Raw genomic sequence first — 17,173 nt, forward strand, 5'->3', positions numbered from 1 at the left:
TTTCAATACGCATGGCAGATCAACGACAGAATGAATACGAAATTATCGGCAAATTATTTTCCTGCATTTTGCAGGAATCCTTCCATAGAAGCTGTTGCATCTTATTCATTTTCAGAGAATAAAATAATTTTATCAAGTGGTTTGGCCAGAGATTATTTCGGGCATTATGGGTGGTTGCTGGGGCTAAATTTTCATCTGAAAACATGGACTTTTGATTTCAGCAGTAAACATTTTCAAAGCCTTATTACTCCCGTTGCTGTCGGGCAAAGCATAATATTTTCCTTTGGGAAAAAGTTTTAGGTTAAATTTTCCGGAAAATTTCAGTTAAGTTTTTTCTATGGGAAAATTCTGTTCCCGGTCTTTTGAAATCAGAAATAAACTGCCCTCAGTTCACTACATTTTCAGAAACTCCGGATGAATGAAAAGCAAATTTTTTTGCCTCAAGCCTGATTTTGATGAAATGATAAACCGTAAGGTTTAAAAGAATCAGAGAAAACCCATAGACAAAGTCTTCAAGAGGAATGGTAAAAATGCGGATGCCAAGATTTTCAGCCTGATTGTACCAAACAACCTCTTCCGGGATAAATGAGCCGGTTAGTAATCCGTTGACAAGAAAAAAAGGTATCAGCATGACCAGATAGCTGAGGTAGAATCGGGAAAGGAACTCATGCTTCAAAACATACTGATTAATGATAATAAGTATTGATGCAAGTGTAAATGTTATAAAAGTGTAGATTTTACCGTAATTGACAAATGCGATGGTCAGCAGTATGACTGAAAGTGCGGGTGAAATATATTTTACAGAGGAATGAAAATAGTTTTTAACCCCGTAAGCAATCAATACCTCATAAATAAATATACAGGCATAGGGAACCACAATGAAAAACATCCACTCCTCAACGGGCAAGTTAAAAAGGTAAATCCCCGAAATATAAATTTTATTAAATCCCCATACACCTGCCCGGGTGAATAATATATCCCATGGGATAAACACCAACATGGATACAATGACCGATGGGATTAAATATTTCCAGTTTGTACAGAAATGAACTTTTTTATCAAAGCTCAAAATGAGCGGGAAAATAAAGGTAAAAATGATAATCAGCAGATAAAGGAATTTCATTGCGACTTATTTTTTCTGAATTCCTGACGATAATAGGAGAGAGGGGCAATCAGAAAACCATAGTTTTTTTGACTGTGAGGCAGATGGTGGTCAAGATGCGCCTGAACGGTTGCCCTCAGATAACGGTTCGAGAAGTTTTTAAACAAACGTATTCGCTGATGAACATAAATGTCGTGAAACAAAAAATAAAACAATCCGTAAAGCGAAATTCCCAGACCAATTGAAAACTTAATGTTGACGACTGGTACTGTTCCAAGTATTGTTAAAAGAATACCCGGAACAGCAAATATGACAGCAAACCAGTCGTTTTTCTCTAATTTTCTGCCGTCTCTGATATGATGATCTTTATGCAGTGACCATAAAAAACCATGCATGACATATTTGTGTGTAAACCATGCAACAAATTCCATAAACAGAAAGGAGGCAATGAATAAGATTATCTGAATTGTCATGTTTTCTCTTTTCCTGAAAAACAAATAAGTTGAAGAAATGTTCAGTGAAAAAATGATGAAGCTTATAGAGAGGCAGAGATGATTTTCTTTCCTTCAGGATTCGAAACCAAGCTGGCGCTCTGCAAAAGCCTTAAAATCATCTGAAAAAAATACATAGGTTTATTAATGAAAGGTTTAGGTGGGTTTTGCTGTTTATTGTCCGGAAATGCTGAGGATTTCTTCTATCAGCAGGCGATTGTTCGACAGGCGGGGAACCTTGTGCTGCCCGCCAAGTTTACCTTTGTTTTTCAGCCAGTTATAAAAAGTCCCTTCAGGCATAACCCTGACGACAGGCCTTCCTAATGCCAGATCGCCTGATCTTTTGGTTTCATAATCACTGTTCAGCTCTTTGAGTTTTTCGTCAAGAAAACTGATAAACAATTCCAGATCATCCGGCTCCTTTTGAAATTCAATCAGCCACTCATGTGCTCCCGACCGGTTACGGGATAAAAAAACAGGCCCTGCAGTATAGTCTCTGATAATGGCAGAGGTCTTCCGGCAGGCATAGGCGATAGCCTTTTCGGCATTATCGATGATTAACTCTTCGCCAAAGGCATTGATGAAATGTTTGGTCCTGCCACTCAAAATAAAACGGTAAGGATGGATGGAGGTAAAAACAATGGTATCACCTATTAAATATCTCCACAAGCCTGAATTGGTTGAGATGACCATGGCATAATTAATTCCGGTTTTAACTTCAGAAAGTCCGATGGTTTCATGATGGTTTTGTGTAAGGCCGTCAGTTGGAATAAACTCATAGAAAATGCCATGATTGAGCAGTAAAAGAAAATCGCTTCTGGAAGGGTCATCCTGAAAACCAAAGAATCCCTCACTGGCATTGTAGGTTTCGAGATATTTAATCTGAGAACCTGGCAGGTAATTCCCGAAAAGCTGACGATAGGGTGAAAAACTTACCCCTCCGTGAATAAACAATTCAAGATTAGGCCAGACCTCATGAATATTTGCTGCACCTGTATTTTGTAAAATTTTGTCAAACAGTACACATGTCCATGTGGGAACTCCGGTAATGTGGGTTATATTTTTTGCCGGCATTTCGCGGGCCATCACATTTATTTTTTCTTCCCAATCAGCTATCTGAAGAATTCTTTTTCCCGGATTTTGCCAGAATTTTGTCCAAAGTGGCAGATTTTCACTCAATATTGCCGAAATATCTCCGGTAACAGATTTTTCATATTCACGGTTTAGCTGTGTACTTCCGCCAATGATGAGCCCGCTTCCGTAAAATATTGAAGTCTCAGGATAATTTTTGACGAAAACTGCCAGCATATCTCGTCCGGCTTTGTAATGACAGTCTTTCAAAGTCTGCCTGCTGACCGGAATAAATTTACTTTTATCGCTGGTGGTGCCCGATGATTTTGCAAACCATCTGACCCGTCCCGGCCATAATATATGATTTTCTCCTTTGAGTGCCTGTTGGATAAAAGGTTTCAGACTTTCATAGTCACTGACAGGGATCAAAGAAAAAAAATCGGAAGCATTTTTTATTGATTTTCTGCTGATTACATTAGCATATTTTGTCGATTTCAGTTTTAAAATCAGGTAATTTAATATTTTTTCCTGTGCTTTGAAAGGATTTTCAACTGACCATTGCAATCTTCTGTATCTTCTGCTAAGGCCTTTTTCAATTGTACGGTTTAAAAATCGTCCCAAATCTGCTTATTTTAATCAGGTTCAAAAATAAACCCCGCATGAGAAAAATCATTTAGGCTGTCAGAAAAAAAATAAACTTTTTTTTGCAGAATATATTTTTAACAGTATATTTGCCTCCGTAAGGCTAAGTTTATCTTATGCAATTTGACAATATTTTGTAAACAATTTAAACGGATGATCATGATAAAGAATTGTACACGAATTTTTACCGGCTTGTTATTCACCGGTTTGCTGTTTTTCAGCATGCAGTCTTTCGGGCAGCTCAGTGGGAATTACACCATTGGGGGTACTGGGGCAAACTATGCAACTTTTACTGCGGCAGTAAATGCTCTTTCCACTTATGGTGTTTCTGGTCCTGTTACTTTTACGGTAGCAGCCGGAACCTATAATGAGCAAATAAGCATTAGCAGTATTACAGGTGCCAGTGCCACCAATACCATCACTTTTGACGGAGTGGATAAAAATACCCGAATACTGACTTATAGTGCCTCCTCGACAGCAAATATGGCTACTGTTACATTTAATGCCTGCAGTTATGTAACCTTTAAGAACCTGACTATCAATTCCACAGGCTCTTCCTATGCTTTGGGGGTATATTTTGCACCTTACTCAACTTATAACAAAGTTACCAACTGCAACATTGTTGTTCCTCAGATTTCCAGCACTTATGTGGGTGCTGTCAGGGCAACCAGTGCTCAGTCATCCTATTCATCCGCCTGTGCTGGTCTTAAATATAATGAAGTATCATACAACTATATTTCAGGTGGTTATTTCACAGTTGTTTTTTATGGGAACCAATACAGCGGCTCTTACGACAATATCGGTAATAAATTCAACTACAATACCGTTGACTGGGCATATTACTACAAACTTTACTGGTATTATCAGGGCACTTATGAAGTCATAGGCAACAAATTTACAAAAGCCTATGGTGCCGGTTATGGTTATCCGACTTATATTTATTACTGCTCTGAAGGAAAAGTGAATGAAAACTTTATCCCGATGGGATTTTATGGCCTTATGCTTTATTATGAAAACTATGCCTCTGGTGCAACCAGTAAAACCACCGAAGTCTATAATAACATGATCATGGACCCGGTCTATACTTCCTACCATTATGGAATTTATACCTATTATGGTTATAATCTGCAGATTTATCACAATAGCATATGGGTTATGCCAGGTTCCAGTTCAACAAGTTATAGTTGTTTATACGATTATTACGGATATTACCACAAAATTAAAAACAATATTTTTGTCAATACAGGGAACGGGTCCTGTATGTATTTATATTACAATGCCATTTACAGTGGCGATGTCGATTACAACAATTATTACTCAACAGGCAGCTATTTTGTCATCTGGCAGGGTACTATGTACAGTAATATTTCTAGTCTGAAATCAGGTATTAGCAATCAGAATCAAAACTCGGTTTCTGAGACTCCTCATTTTACAAATATTGCCGATTTGCATTACAGTTTTGGGACAATTCCGAAATTCGCTCCATATTTGAGCCAGGTACCTAAAGATATTGATCTTCAGAACCGTAATACCACCAGTACTATGTTAGGAGCTGATGAACAGGAATTTCCTGACTATGATTTGGATATTATTTCAATTGTATCTCCCGAAGTACCGGCTGTAGGGAACAATATTGTTAAAATTAAATTTGTCAATGGAGGTTCAAAGCCTATACCTGCCCAGACCCTTTACTTTAGCTATCAGGTTAATGGCGGTAGCTGGACTAATGGAACCCTCACATTGACTTCACCGATTCAACCCTTTACCCAACCAATTGAATATACCTTTAGTACGCCCTGGTATATAGCTTCAGCCGGAACTTATACTCTTACAGTCAGAAATTATCCGCAAATTTCAGGTGATCCTGATAACAGCGATGAGATAAGCGTAACAACCTGTACAGGATTTCAGGGAAATTATACCATTGATGCCGCAGGAGGTGGTAACTTTACCAACTTTGATGATGCTATTTCCCAGATGGTTAACTGTGGAGTTTCCGGGCCGGTTTATTTCACTGTAAAAGCCGGCACCTATGGAGCTTTTCAGCTCAATGAAATTAAAGGTGTTTCAGCTACCAACACCATTAAATTTATTGGTGAAGACAAATCCAAGGTCATCATTCAACATGCCGGAAGTACTACAAATGATGGTTTACAGGCAAATATCCGTTTCAACGGAGCTGATTATATTACAATCGCCAACATGACCATCATCAATACAGGTACTTCTTATGGAGAAGGTATTCACCTTATTAATAAATCCAACTACAATACTTTCGAGAACCTTGATATTAAAGTTGCATCCAATACATCAACCTATATCCTTCCATTAGTGGGTTCAGGGAACTTTACATCCTATTCATCGCAGGCTGAATGGGGAAATTACAATACCTTTAAAAATGTCTCCACCGACAAAGGCTATTTTGGTATTGTTATGTATGGTCCGGTTGTTTACAATACTTTTGATCATTGCACCGTTGAAAATGCCTACTATTACGGAATGTATCTGTATTATTCCACCAAGACCAAGGTGCAATATTGTAAGATATGGAAATTCGGATATTCAAGTGCCTATGGGATCTTATCATACTATGGTGATGGCGACACTATTGTTGGAAACTATATTGAACCCGGTCAGTATGGAATAATGAGTTATTATCAGAATTACTATAACCAAAACAGCCGGTCATTATTGGCCAACAACATGATTACCAATTTCATGAATACTCAGTATCAGACCGGTTTCTATATTTACTACAACTATTATACTCAGGTTGTAAACAACGCTGTTTGGGTGGATGGAAGTTATAACTACTATAGTTATGCAGCTATTTTGGATTACTACTACAATTACTACACTACAATTGCCAATAACATATTAATCAGTACCAATCAGACTTATCTTTACTCGCATTATTATCCAACCAGCCCTTCAGGTATGGTCGTGGATTACAATGTTTACTACCATACAGGAACAGCCTCTACTTATTTCAGCATTTATGGGACCGGCTATTCATACCAGAATTTTGTTGCCCGTACGGCAGAGCTTGGGCCTCACGACCAGAACAGCTGGTATCAGCAGGATCCGCAAGTAGTTGGTAAAACCGACCTGCACCTGCCAAAAGGAACACTTGGACGATATGGCTATTATGTTCCCGGAAATAAATTTGATTTTGACGGAGATCCGAGATGTGCCCTCGCAACTTTTGTCGGGCCCGATGAACCGACATGGAAGGTGGTAAAATCCGATTTTGTCTATGATGATACCATGTGTCGTCAGGCTCCTGTTACCTTCTATAACACAGGTGTAGAGAAAGATCCGAGGGTAACAAAATGGTTTGTCAGAAATGTATTGAAGGCTACAACATTCCACTTTACCACAACTATTCAGGATAAAGGGTACGATACCATTACACTTGTCCAGCAAACATGTGCCAGTACAGACACTATAACAAAGAGAGTTTTCTTTGATGATGTACAGGCAACTCCTGCTGTAGAATTCATGGTTTCCAAAAATGTGGTGGAGGTAAACGAAGTAGTTCAGCTTGGTGATTTGAGTAAAAACTGTCCGACAGAGTGGGAATGGGAATTCAGCCCGGCAAAAAAATTCAATCCTTTAACCAATAAAATGGAAGATGTGGTTGAATATGTGGACAATACAACGGCAACCTCACAGAATCCAAGAGTAATCTTTAAATTCAGCGGTGAATATGATGTTTGCCTGACAGCTAAAAACTCGAAAGGAACAAGTCCGAAAACCTGTAAAACAGGGTATATCAACGTGAAATTCAGCGACAATATGTGTGGCGTCAGCAATTTTGTTGATCAGGCTTTCGGTGTCATTTACGATGATGGAGGTCCGACAGGAAATCATGGAAAAGAAAAGAAATGTACCTATCTGATTAAGGCATGCGGAAATGTGGTGGATGTTACCTTGTCTGACTTCAACCTGGGTGCTGAAGCTTATCTGAGACTCTATGATGGTTCTTCAAACCAGGGGACCCCGTTGTGGAACCCTGCTTATGGACCAAAAGGTATGACTGGCAATATGAACGATTTAAGATTCCAGTCTTCCTTCCAGGTAACAAAAACTGGGATGTTGTATGTTGAATTTGTTTCCGATGTTCAGGCAGGAAGCGGATTTAAACTGGAATGGGCATCCAGTGGAAAAGGCAGTTATCAGAAACCTGTTGCCAGCTTTGATTGTGCCGATTCCGGCTGTATTGGTGTACCATTTTACTACCAGAATACTTCGATGGCTGATCCCAAAGCTACTGTCTTTTTCTGGGATTTCAATGGTAATGGTATTATCGACAGCCGTGAATATGATGGTGTATTTATTGACAATTCTTTCCAGGGAGTCGCTGCCACCTATAAAACTATTTTGATAGCCAACAATTGTGCTGGAACAGATACTGCAGAAAAAATTGTTACCCTGATCAATCCACAGAAAGCTCCGACAGGTGTTATTCATGTGGATGTCCCTGCACCGGTAGCCAATCAGGATGTGGTTACTTTAAGTACAGTATCACCTGCTCTGACTTGTGTCAATACTTGGGAATGGAGCATTACTCCATCTACTTTCTATTTCGAAGCAGGTACAGACAAATATAGCGAAAATCCGAAAATTGTTTTCCAGGATACCAATTGCTATGATATCTCAGTGGTGATGGGTAATAAAAATACAGCATGGAAAACGCAGACAACAAAGCTTTGTGCTGTAAAACCCAAAACTTATTGCAATGCCGTAGTGATGAACACACATCCAGACATGGGTATCAGCCGCGTAAAAGTCGGAAGTATAGATAACACCAGCGATATTGGTGTAACACCTTATTCCAACTTTACCAATACGACTTCAACCAATCTGTACATGGGTCAGGATTATGAAATTACCCTTGAACGACAGACAAACTTCAATAAACTGACTGCAAGAGTATGGATCGACTGGAACAATGACGGTGATATGGATGATCCGGGAGAAGAAATTGCAGCTACCAATAATTATACAGGATTAAGCTGGACTGCTAAATTCACTGTACCAGCCACTGCCAGCCTTGGCGCAAGCATGATGAGAGTCAGTGTTGGTTTCGGTGTTTACCAGAATAAACCTTGTGGACCGCTGCAGTTTGGTGAAGTAGAAGACTACCGTGTATTCATTTCTCCGGACAATGAACCTCCTGTAATTACCATCAATGGCAGTAACCCCGCTTCAGTTGAAGTTGGATATCCCTATACAGATGATGGAGCCATTGCCACTGATAATATTATGGGTAATATTACAAATACCCTCTATAATGGAAACCCATTGTTTACAACATATAATGCAGTCAAAACCGACAAGATGGGAACTTACTTTGTCTATTACAATGCCTGTGATACACTGGGCAACTGTTCAGATGCCAGAAGAACCGTTTATGTTACAGAAGATAAGACCCCACCGGTAATTACACTTATTGGCGGAGATCCGATATATGTTGCTGTTAACAAACCTTTTGTTGATACTTTCTTCAAAGCTACCGACCTTGCTGACGGTGATATTACAAATAAAGTTCAGATCAGTGGAAACCTTGATGTTTATAAACTCGGATCTTATACCCGTCAATACTATGTTGAAGACAATGCTGGTTTATCTGATACCAAGACAAGGACAATCATTGTTGTTGACAATGCTGCACCGGATATCGCTCTTATTGGCGACAACCCGATGTATCTTGAAATCATGAAACCGTTTACTGATCCGGGTGTAACTTATTCAGACAACTATTGGCCAAACAACAAGATTGCGCTGAGTGTATCCGGTTTGGTTGACAATACCAAGATTGGTTCTTACACCATTACTTATTCAGTTACCGATTATTCAGGAAACGGTCCGAATTCAATAACCAGAACGGTTATTGTTTGGGACAGCACTGCTCCTGTTATCGAAGCCATGGGCGGAGATGTCATTGAACATGAAGTCAATACTCAGTTTATCGATCCGGGTCTGAATATCATCGACAATTCACTTTCAGGATTTACTGTTACCCGTTGGGGCTCTTTCCTGACCAAATTCCCCAATGAATTCCCGACTAAACTCGGTAACTTCATTATCTTCTATAAAGTTACAGATGCTGCAGGCAATGTCAGTGAAATTCTGGGTAGAATTATCAAGGTGGTTGATACAAAAGCTCCTGTTCTTACCCTCAATGGTTCACCTTACGTCATTATTGAAAAATGGGATAATTATGTTGATGCAGGTTATACTATTTCTGACAATTATTATGATGTAGGGGATCTGGATATTACAGTGGACAATACAGTCAACGTTCATGAACCGGGACTTTATCATGTCTGCTATCAGGCTACTGATCCAAGTGGAAACAAAACTCCTGAAGTTTGCCGCATTGTAAAGGTCATTTATGTTAATACAGGAGTCGAAGAAGCCAATAGCAGCAAGGTAAGCGTTTATCCAAACCCAACAAACGGAAATATATCTGTTGACCTGAGGCTTCCGCTTAATACAGAAGTAACAGTAAGCATTACAGATATGATGGGAAGGGAAATTGTAGTTCTCAACAAGGGCATGTTGAAAAACGCAAAATTTGACGTTGACCTGAGCAACTTCAGCAGTGGTGTTTACTTTGTAAAGGTACAGACAGCTGAAAATCAATGGCTCGAAAAGATTATTAAAAATTAATATCTTTTACCAATAATTTCAAAAGGCTGGTTCTTTAACCAGCCTTTTGTTTTTAATAAGCATGAAAATGAATACCAGATGAAACTGATTACAGATGCCGGCTCCTCGAAGTCGGAATGGATGTTGGTCAAAGAAGACGGAAGCAAAATAATGACAGAGCTGAGAGGCTTGAATCCTGTCCTTCATTCAGAGGAATTTATTTCTGAAACTGTTGTAAATGGTCTTAAACCGGCTATTCAATTTCAGGAGGTAAAGGAGATATTCTATTATGGTGCCGGATGTACAGCAGGTGAAAATGCTGGCAGAATGCAGGCTTCACTGAAAAATATTTTTCAAAACGCAGCCATATATGTGGAAAGTGACTTGCTGGCTGCTGCAAGAGCTTTATTTTTCAACAACGCTGGTATTGCATGTATCCTCGGAACTGGCTCAAATTCTGGTTTTTTTGACGGAAAAATACTTCATAAAACAATACCATCATTAGGGTATCTGCTTGGTGATGAGGGTTCCGGAGCCTCAATCGGTATGAGGTTTATTAAAGATCTACTCTACAGGAAAGCACCGGAGTTACTTGCTGAAGAATTTTTGAGTGAATTCAGTGTGAATCGTGAAAATATTATTCCGTACATCTATAGCCTGAAACAGCAGAATGTTTTTTTTGCCAAGGTGGGTGGATTTTTAACAAAACATCATCATGATAGTTATGTTGAGGAACTAATTATGAAATGCTTCAGAGAATTTATTGAAATTCAGGTGTATCCGTATTTTGAAATCTGGAAAAACAGGCAGGCAGGTTTTGTGGGCTCTATCGCATTCTTCAATAAGGAAATTTTGCAGAAAGCTGCTGATCAGTTTGGGTTGGATATTGTTATGATATTACAAAAACCAACAGAACGATTGGTTGAATATCATTGTAAATTTTAGTTAATGTGACCCCCATTTGTCTTTGTGATTTATGGAAGGGTTTTAATTTTGCACCAAATCTGAAGCTGATATGCACGATATAGAACCATTTTTTTTATGGCGCGACTACTATAAAGCTGAAAATGACAGATGGTCGCCTTTTTATCAGCGTCAGTACGATGAATTTAGTTTTACCAATGCCATATACAATTATGTCATCCATCCTCAATGGGACGACATAGGCTCTGATACGCTTTTTATCAAGATTTTGTATGTAAATTATGATGAAGCCTTTGCCATAATCGAAATGATAGGAGAGTGGAACGATTGTATTGGGAATGACATCATGTTTTTAAAACGTGACATTCTCGATATTATGATTGACAGAGGTGTCAGGAAATTTATTTTAATTGCAGAGAATGTACTCAACTTTCATTATGATATGGACGACTATTATGCTGAATTATATGAAGATGTTGAACAAGGCTGGGTTGTCATTACCGGACTTCAGAATCACGTGGCTGAAGAAATGAAAAGGTATCATCTCGATCATTTTCTGCTCTTTGGAGAGGAGTTTGACCTGATCAACTGGCGTACAATGACTCCTGAAAACTTTTATGCTTCCATCAAATCAATTATTGAAAATAAAACACTTTTACTGCTAAATTAATCCTTATGGCCTATAAATCATTCAATCCGGCTACAAAAACCCTCATGAAGGAATTTTCTACTATTTCAGATCATGAATTAAATAAAAAGCTCAATTTGGCGGGAAAAATGTTCCTTTACTGGTCGGGTTTAAGTATTTCTGAAAGGATAAAATTTATTAAAGATATTGGGACATGCACAGAAAGGAGGAAGGATGAGTTTTCCCGTCTTATCAGTCTGGAAATGGGAAAACCAATCAGACAGTCGAGGGCTGAAGTGGAAAAATGTATTTTACTTTGCCGTTATTACGAGGAAAATGCTGAAAAATGGCTGTCTCCGCAATTTACATCGCTTCCCGATGCATCTGCTTCCGTAGTTTTTGAACCGACAGGTGCAATTTATGGTATCATGCCATGGAATTTCCCTTTCTGGCAGGTTTTCCGTTATCTGATACCCAATCTGATTCTTGGAAATGTTGCTTTCCTTAAACATGCCTCCAATGTTCCTCAATGTGCAGAAACCATTGAAAATCTGTTGCTTGAGGTAGGCCTCCCGGAAGGTGTTTTTCAGAATCTGTTTATTGATTATCGACAATCTGAGCAAGTAATTGCTGCAGAAATTACCTCAGGGGTTACCCTGACAGGTAGTGAGCCTGCCGGAAAACTGGTGGCTTCGCTATCAGGCAAATATCTGAAAAAAACAGTATTGGAGCTGGGTGGCAGCGACCCATTTATAGTTTTTGAGGACGCAGAGATAGATTCCTGCGTAAAAACAGCAATTTTTGCCCGTTTTCAGAATGCCGGACAAAGCTGTATTGCTGCCAAAAGATTTATTGTTCATGAAAAAATTTATGAGGAATTTCTTCATCATTTTGTTTCAGCTTGTGAAAAAATGATTGTTGGTGATCCTTTGAACGAGCAGACCGAACTCGGACCTATGGCAACAGAATATCTGCTGAAAGACCTTGAATTTCAGGTGAGTAAATCAATTGAAATGGGAGCGGATGTTCTGACCGGAGGCCGGTTAATGTTTGAAAATTCATTATTCTACGCTCCGACAGTTCTTTCCGGTGTTAAACCTGATATGCCAGTCAGTAAAGAAGAAGTCTTTGGTCCGGTTGCTGCCGTTTTTAAGTTTTCAGAAGATCACCAGGCTTTATCGATGGCTAATGACACAGTTTTTGGACTTGGAGCATCTGTCTGGACTAAGAATATCGAAAAAGCGAAAAAAATTGCCGGACAGATTGTGACAGGAACAGTTGCCATAAACGGTATTGTAAAATCTCATCCGGCTCTTCCTTTTGGAGGTACCAGAAAATCAGGCTATGGAAGGGAACTTGGGGAATGGGGGCTTAAAGAATTTGCGAATGTGAAAACACTCAACATTTTTCGATGAAGATGAAAAACAGAGCCATTTTATCACTGGGAAGCAACCTTGGCGACAGGCTGATGAACCTTCATACTGCCATGAAATTGCTTACCGCTGATACCGGAGAATTGACTATAAATTCATCTGTTTATGAAACTGAGCCATGGGGACTGAAAGAACAACCCGATTTCCTGAATATGGTTGTGGGTATTGAGACTGAATTATCTCCGCAACAATTGCTTAGTGAGATTAAATACATTGAAGATGAACTTCTTAGAGAAAAATCCATCAGGTGGGGAAGCCGGTCTATTGATATCGATATTCTGTTTTTCAATGATTTAGTAATAAATTCAGACATTCTTACCATTCCTCATCCTGAAATTGCTAACCGCAGGTTTGTATTGGTTCCTCTGGCGGAGATTTTCCCTGACTTAATTCATCCGGTTCTCAAAAAGCCAGTAAATAGCTTACTTGTTAATTGCTCCGATCCCTCTGAAGTGAAATTGTTTGAACAACAAAAAATAATCGTTTGAAATATCAGTTTGTAGCGGTAAGTGGTACCATTGGAGCCGGGAAATCTGCTCTCGCATCCCGTTTTGCATCGCTCACAAATTCTCAATTGATTCTGGAAGAATTTGCCAATAATTCTTTTCTTGAAAAGTTTTATTCAAACCCTGAACGCTATGCTTTTCCGCTGGAAATCAGCTTTTTATTTGAAAGATTTCAACAGATGAAAACCACTTTTGCCAATGCTGATTTATTCAAAACTTCTTTCATTGCCGATTATTTCTTTGATAAATCATTACTTTTTGCCAAAAACAACCTGACTGCTGACCAGTTTGCCGTTTTTTATCCATTATTTGAAACTTTCAGAGAACAGTTGCCCAGTCCCGATCTGTTGATTTACCTGAAAAGGCCGGTTGATGTTTTACTGAAAAACATACAGAAAAGAGGCCGTAGTTATGAACAGAGTATCAGCCCTGAATATCTTGAAAACATTCAGCATTATTACTTAACCTACCTGAAATCATTGCAGCATCAGCGGGTACTCATTATTGAGATGGAAGACAAAGATTTTATTGCAGATGAAAAAAATTTCAGGAAATTGTACGGACTTTTATTTACTGAATTTCTGCCAAAAATTCATTTTTTCAATATTAATGATGAAATTTAATACGGTATCACATAGGAAAACATACCTTACCTTATTAATACTATTTCTGATAACTTTTGTCGTAGAAGCTCAGGAATTTGCAACTGTTTCCGGAAAAATTACAGATAAGACAACAGGTGACCCACTTATTGGTGCGAATGTTTTCCTGAAAGGAACAAATAAAGGAACAGCAACCGGTTTAGATGGTTCGTTCAAAATTTCGGATGTCAGACCCGGGATTTATGATGTTGAATTTACCTATATCGGCTATAAAAAAATGGTTCTGACAGCTGTCAGAATTGAAAAAAATGAAAATAAAGTATTGAATATCAAGCTTGAACCTACTTCATTGACCATTGATCAGGAAGTGGTCATCGTTGGAGATAAACCCCTGATAGATCAGGATCAATCCAAAACGGAGAATCGAATATCTTCTGACAAAATTGAAGCCTCTCCAGTTCGCCAGCTTGCACAACTTCTTAATTCTCAGGCAGGTGTGATAAATTCACCATTTGGCATTAATATCCGTGGAGGACGAACTTACGAAACAGGTTTTTACATCGATGGGGTTTCAGCAAAAGACCCATTGGCAGGTACCGGCTTTGGTCTTGATATTGGCACCAATTCGATTCAGGAAATGGAAATTTCGACTGGAAGTGTGGATGTGGAATATGGGAACTCTACAGCCGGAACTGTCAATACCAAAACCAGAACAGGTGGGAACAAACATGAAGTTACTCTAAACTACAAAAGAGATAATTTAGGTTTTAACAAAGAGTATTCTTCCTGTTTTAACCAGCAACTGTTTGAAATGAATGCCGGAGGCCCCCTGACTTTTCTTGAGAAAAAATTACCGGGCAAAGAAACCAGAATCCGTTACTATCTTTCCATGCGTTCGAGCCTTAACGATGAATACATTAAAAATCCTGCAAAACAGCTAAATTCATCCTTGTTTCCAACCAACTTCTGGTCACCCTATCAGGATAACCGATGGTCTGCTTTTGCCAAATTGAATTATGATTTTGATCCTACCATGCGGCTCACCATTTCCTATTTAAAATCCATCAACATCAATCAGGACGTTAATATGCTTAGGGTCACCGGAAATGACATTTCCTTTAGCCCTGGTTATCAATATGTATTTCATCTGCAACCCGATAATGCTGCTACATTTACCCATGAATCGAATCTTCAGACCATCCGCTGGAACCATACCCCTGTCAACAGGTTTTCGTATCAGCTTACTTTGTCGAGATTATTTGTACACTTAAGAGCCGATGCCAATGGAAGACCATGGCGTCCTGAAAATGTGGATACGGAATTTGATCCTTATTCCATTCGCGAATTTCCTGTCAGCTATTTTAATCCGGACGATGATGTAGTCTTTGCCATTCAGGGCCCGGGTCTTTACAACAACAACGGAATCACTCCTTTGTGGCACGACCATCTGGTAGAGGAATATACGGCCAAAATCTCAGGAAACCTTTATTCAAAGAATTCAAGAAATACGGTTACGGCAGGAATGGAATATAAAAGCCAGTATCTTCGATGGATAGATATTAGGAGGCCATGGGTAGGCGCTCCCATGCAGTTGCCGGATGGCTCTTTCTCTCAATCGTTCAGGCTTGGCGAACAAAGTGATATATGGGAAGTAAACCCGGAACAAATAGCTGCCTATGTTTCTGATAAGTATAAGTTTTTAGGCCTTGTTGCCAATATTGGCGGAAGACTAGAACTTTGGGCCCCCGGCAAATTTGTTGATGATGCCATACATAATCCGGCTGCTCCCATACGTGATGAGATCCGGGATGCTTATCTGAATAAGTCGTCCAAAATTATAGGTAGAAGATACAAAATCAGATTTCTGCCAAAAATATCAGCATCCTTTCCGGTACATGAAAACCAGGTGCTTTACTTTAACTACGGGCATTCAACCGTCTTACCCCATCCTTCTTATCTATACACAGGCCTTGATCCAAAATACAGCGACAGAAGTACCTTGTCTTTTGTTGGTAACCCCGATCTCGACCCCGAAGTGGATATTTCTTATGAATTAGGCCTTCGCTCACAGATTTCATCCAATGATGCTTTGAATATCAGTGCTTTCTGGAAAGATAAGTATGATTTTATCACATCAGCTTCGATGATGATCAAAGATGTTACCGGGAAAGAGGTAAGCCGGACCATCCGTATCAATTCAGATTATGCAAGAATCAGGGGATTTGAATTAACCTACCTGAAAAGAATTAAAAAATGGTTTCAGGGGGAAATGTCGCTTTCGTACATGACCGCTACAGGCCAAAGTGCTTCTGCTTCTGAAACAATTAAAGAGATAATCAATTCCGGTATTCGGGAAGATACACGTGAATATCCCTTGCCATGGGACCGGCCTCTGGATATTAAATTTAATATGTTGTTCGTGAAAAATACTGAAACCGGATTTTTTAACCTGCCTTTACTCAATAAATTCAAATTTTATCTGGAAGGAAATTACCGATCCGGAATACGTTACACTCCTTATGTCCTGACAGGTTATGAAGCTTATTCAGGCAGACCCATTTATGTCATGAATACTTCCTCTTCTGCCCGATATTCTGAGTTGGGGAAATACTGGTTGTGGTTCGATGCCAACCTCATCAGATGGTGGTCGCTTAAACATCTTGAAATTGCAGCTTCATTAGAAGTAACTAATATTTTTAACAACAAAAATGCAGCAATTATTAATCCTGTAACAGGTAAAGCGTATGAGTATGGTGACCCTGTACCGAGTGAATGGCGTGATCCTATGTACAATGATCCCCGTGATCCTCGTTCTTCCAATCTTCCGCCTGAAAATCCGGCAAGATACTTGCCTCAACGCCACATGCTGATTGGAGTTTTCTTAAAATTTAATTGAGTTGTTAATATTTATTCTTAAAAAGAAATTACCTTTGCATTCGCTTAAAAACTTAATTTTTATTCATTTAAAGCAAAATTTAAAGAATTGGAAAGAAAATCTGACAATAAAAAAAATAGAAGATTTACACGAATTGCTCCATTAAGTGTGTTAATTTTCTTTATTCTATCTTCCTGTATCCCTCAGAAAAAACTACTGTACCTGCAGGATGAGGGTTCAAA

Annotated in this window: 11 protein-coding genes; 8 read left to right on the forward strand and 3 right to left on the reverse strand. The window is 39.0% G+C overall.

Annotated elements, in window-relative coordinates:
* Nucleotides 1-300 (forward strand): hypothetical protein (locus GX437_13180; GenBank protein NLJ08608.1); only part of this gene is annotated, 300 nt, incomplete at its 5' end.
* 85 nt (nucleotides 301-385) lie between these two features.
* Here the strand turns inward: GX437_13180 and GX437_13185 are convergent.
* From GX437_13185 to GX437_13195, 3 genes are all read right to left on the reverse strand, one after another.
* Entirely contained in the window at nucleotides 386-1,123 is a 738-nt protein-coding gene (locus GX437_13185; GenBank protein ID NLJ08609.1) for a lycopene cyclase domain-containing protein, read from the reverse strand.
* Complete coding sequence (locus GX437_13190) at nucleotides 1,120-1,575, reverse strand: beta-carotene hydroxylase (protein ID NLJ08610.1); 456 nt, start codon at nucleotides 1,573-1,575, stop codon at nucleotides 1,120-1,122. Before GX437_13190 ends, GX437_13185 begins: the two co-directional genes overlap by 4 nt.
* Before the next feature lie 192 nt (nucleotides 1,576-1,767).
* Nucleotides 1,768-3,285, reverse strand: a complete 1,518-nt coding sequence (locus GX437_13195; protein NLJ08611.1) for a GH3 auxin-responsive promoter family protein — start codon at nucleotides 3,283-3,285, stop codon at nucleotides 1,768-1,770.
* 180 nt (nucleotides 3,286-3,465) lie between these two features.
* Here GX437_13195 and GX437_13200 point away from each other — a divergent pair, with 180 nt between their 5' ends.
* From GX437_13200 to GX437_13230, 7 genes are all read left to right on the forward strand, one after another.
* The gene (locus GX437_13200; protein NLJ08612.1) at nucleotides 3,466-9,984 is read left to right on the forward strand and encodes a DUF5011 domain-containing protein; all 6,519 of its coding nucleotides are present in this window, start codon (nucleotides 3,466-3,468) and stop codon (nucleotides 9,982-9,984) included.
* A gap of 78 nt (nucleotides 9,985-10,062) precedes the next feature.
* Complete coding sequence (locus GX437_13205) at nucleotides 10,063-10,908, forward strand: hypothetical protein (GenBank protein ID NLJ08613.1); 846 nt, start codon at nucleotides 10,063-10,065, stop codon at nucleotides 10,906-10,908.
* Between the two features lie 70 nt (nucleotides 10,909-10,978).
* Nucleotides 10,979-11,557, forward strand: coding sequence for a hypothetical protein (locus GX437_13210; protein ID NLJ08614.1), 579 nt, complete (start codon nucleotides 10,979-10,981; stop codon nucleotides 11,555-11,557).
* A 5-nt stretch (nucleotides 11,558-11,562) separates the two neighbouring features.
* The gene (locus GX437_13215) at nucleotides 11,563-12,930 is read left to right on the forward strand and encodes an NAD-dependent succinate-semialdehyde dehydrogenase (GenBank protein ID NLJ08615.1); all 1,368 of its coding nucleotides are present in this window, start codon (nucleotides 11,563-11,565) and stop codon (nucleotides 12,928-12,930) included.
* Nucleotides 12,927-13,436 (forward strand): 2-amino-4-hydroxy-6-hydroxymethyldihydropteridine diphosphokinase, encoded by a 510-nt coding sequence (gene folK, locus GX437_13220; protein NLJ08616.1) that lies wholly within the window; start codon nucleotides 12,927-12,929, stop codon nucleotides 13,434-13,436. Before GX437_13215 ends, folK begins: the two co-directional genes overlap by 4 nt.
* Nucleotides 13,433-14,077, forward strand: a complete 645-nt coding sequence (locus GX437_13225; protein NLJ08617.1) for a deoxynucleoside kinase — start codon at nucleotides 13,433-13,435, stop codon at nucleotides 14,075-14,077. The genes folK and GX437_13225 overlap by 4 nt, the downstream gene beginning before the upstream one ends.
* On the forward strand, nucleotides 14,064-16,952 hold the full coding sequence (locus tag GX437_13230; protein ID NLJ08618.1) for a TonB-dependent receptor: 2,889 nt from the start codon (nucleotides 14,064-14,066) through the stop codon (nucleotides 16,950-16,952). The genes GX437_13225 and GX437_13230 overlap by 14 nt, the downstream gene beginning before the upstream one ends.
* Nucleotides 16,953-17,173 lie beyond the last annotated feature (221 nt).

This window comes from Sphingobacteriales bacterium, assembly GCA_012517435.1.
GTDB lineage: Bacteria > Bacteroidota > Bacteroidia > CAILMK01 > JAAYUY01 > JAAYUY01.

Coding starts and splice junctions, on each gene's coding strand:
- folK (NLJ08616.1), top strand. CDS start 12,927: ATGAAGATGAAAAACAGAGCCATTTTATCACTGGGAAGCAACCTTGGC.
- GX437_13200 (NLJ08612.1), top strand. CDS start 3,466: ATGATAAAGAATTGTACACGAATTTTTACCGGCTTGTTATTCACCGGT.
- GX437_13215 (NLJ08615.1), top strand. CDS start 11,563: ATGGCCTATAAATCATTCAATCCGGCTACAAAAACCCTCATGAAGGAA.
- GX437_13190 (NLJ08610.1), bottom strand. CDS start 1,575: ATGACAATTCAGATAATCTTATTCATTGCCTCCTTTCTGTTTATGGAA.
- GX437_13210 (NLJ08614.1), top strand. CDS start 10,979: ATGCACGATATAGAACCATTTTTTTTATGGCGCGACTACTATAAAGCT.
- GX437_13185 (NLJ08609.1), bottom strand. CDS start 1,123: ATGAAATTCCTTTATCTGCTGATTATCATTTTTACCTTTATTTTCCCG.
- GX437_13205 (NLJ08613.1), top strand. CDS start 10,063: ATGAAACTGATTACAGATGCCGGCTCCTCGAAGTCGGAATGGATGTTG.
- GX437_13230 (NLJ08618.1), top strand. CDS start 14,064: ATGATGAAATTTAATACGGTATCACATAGGAAAACATACCTTACCTTA.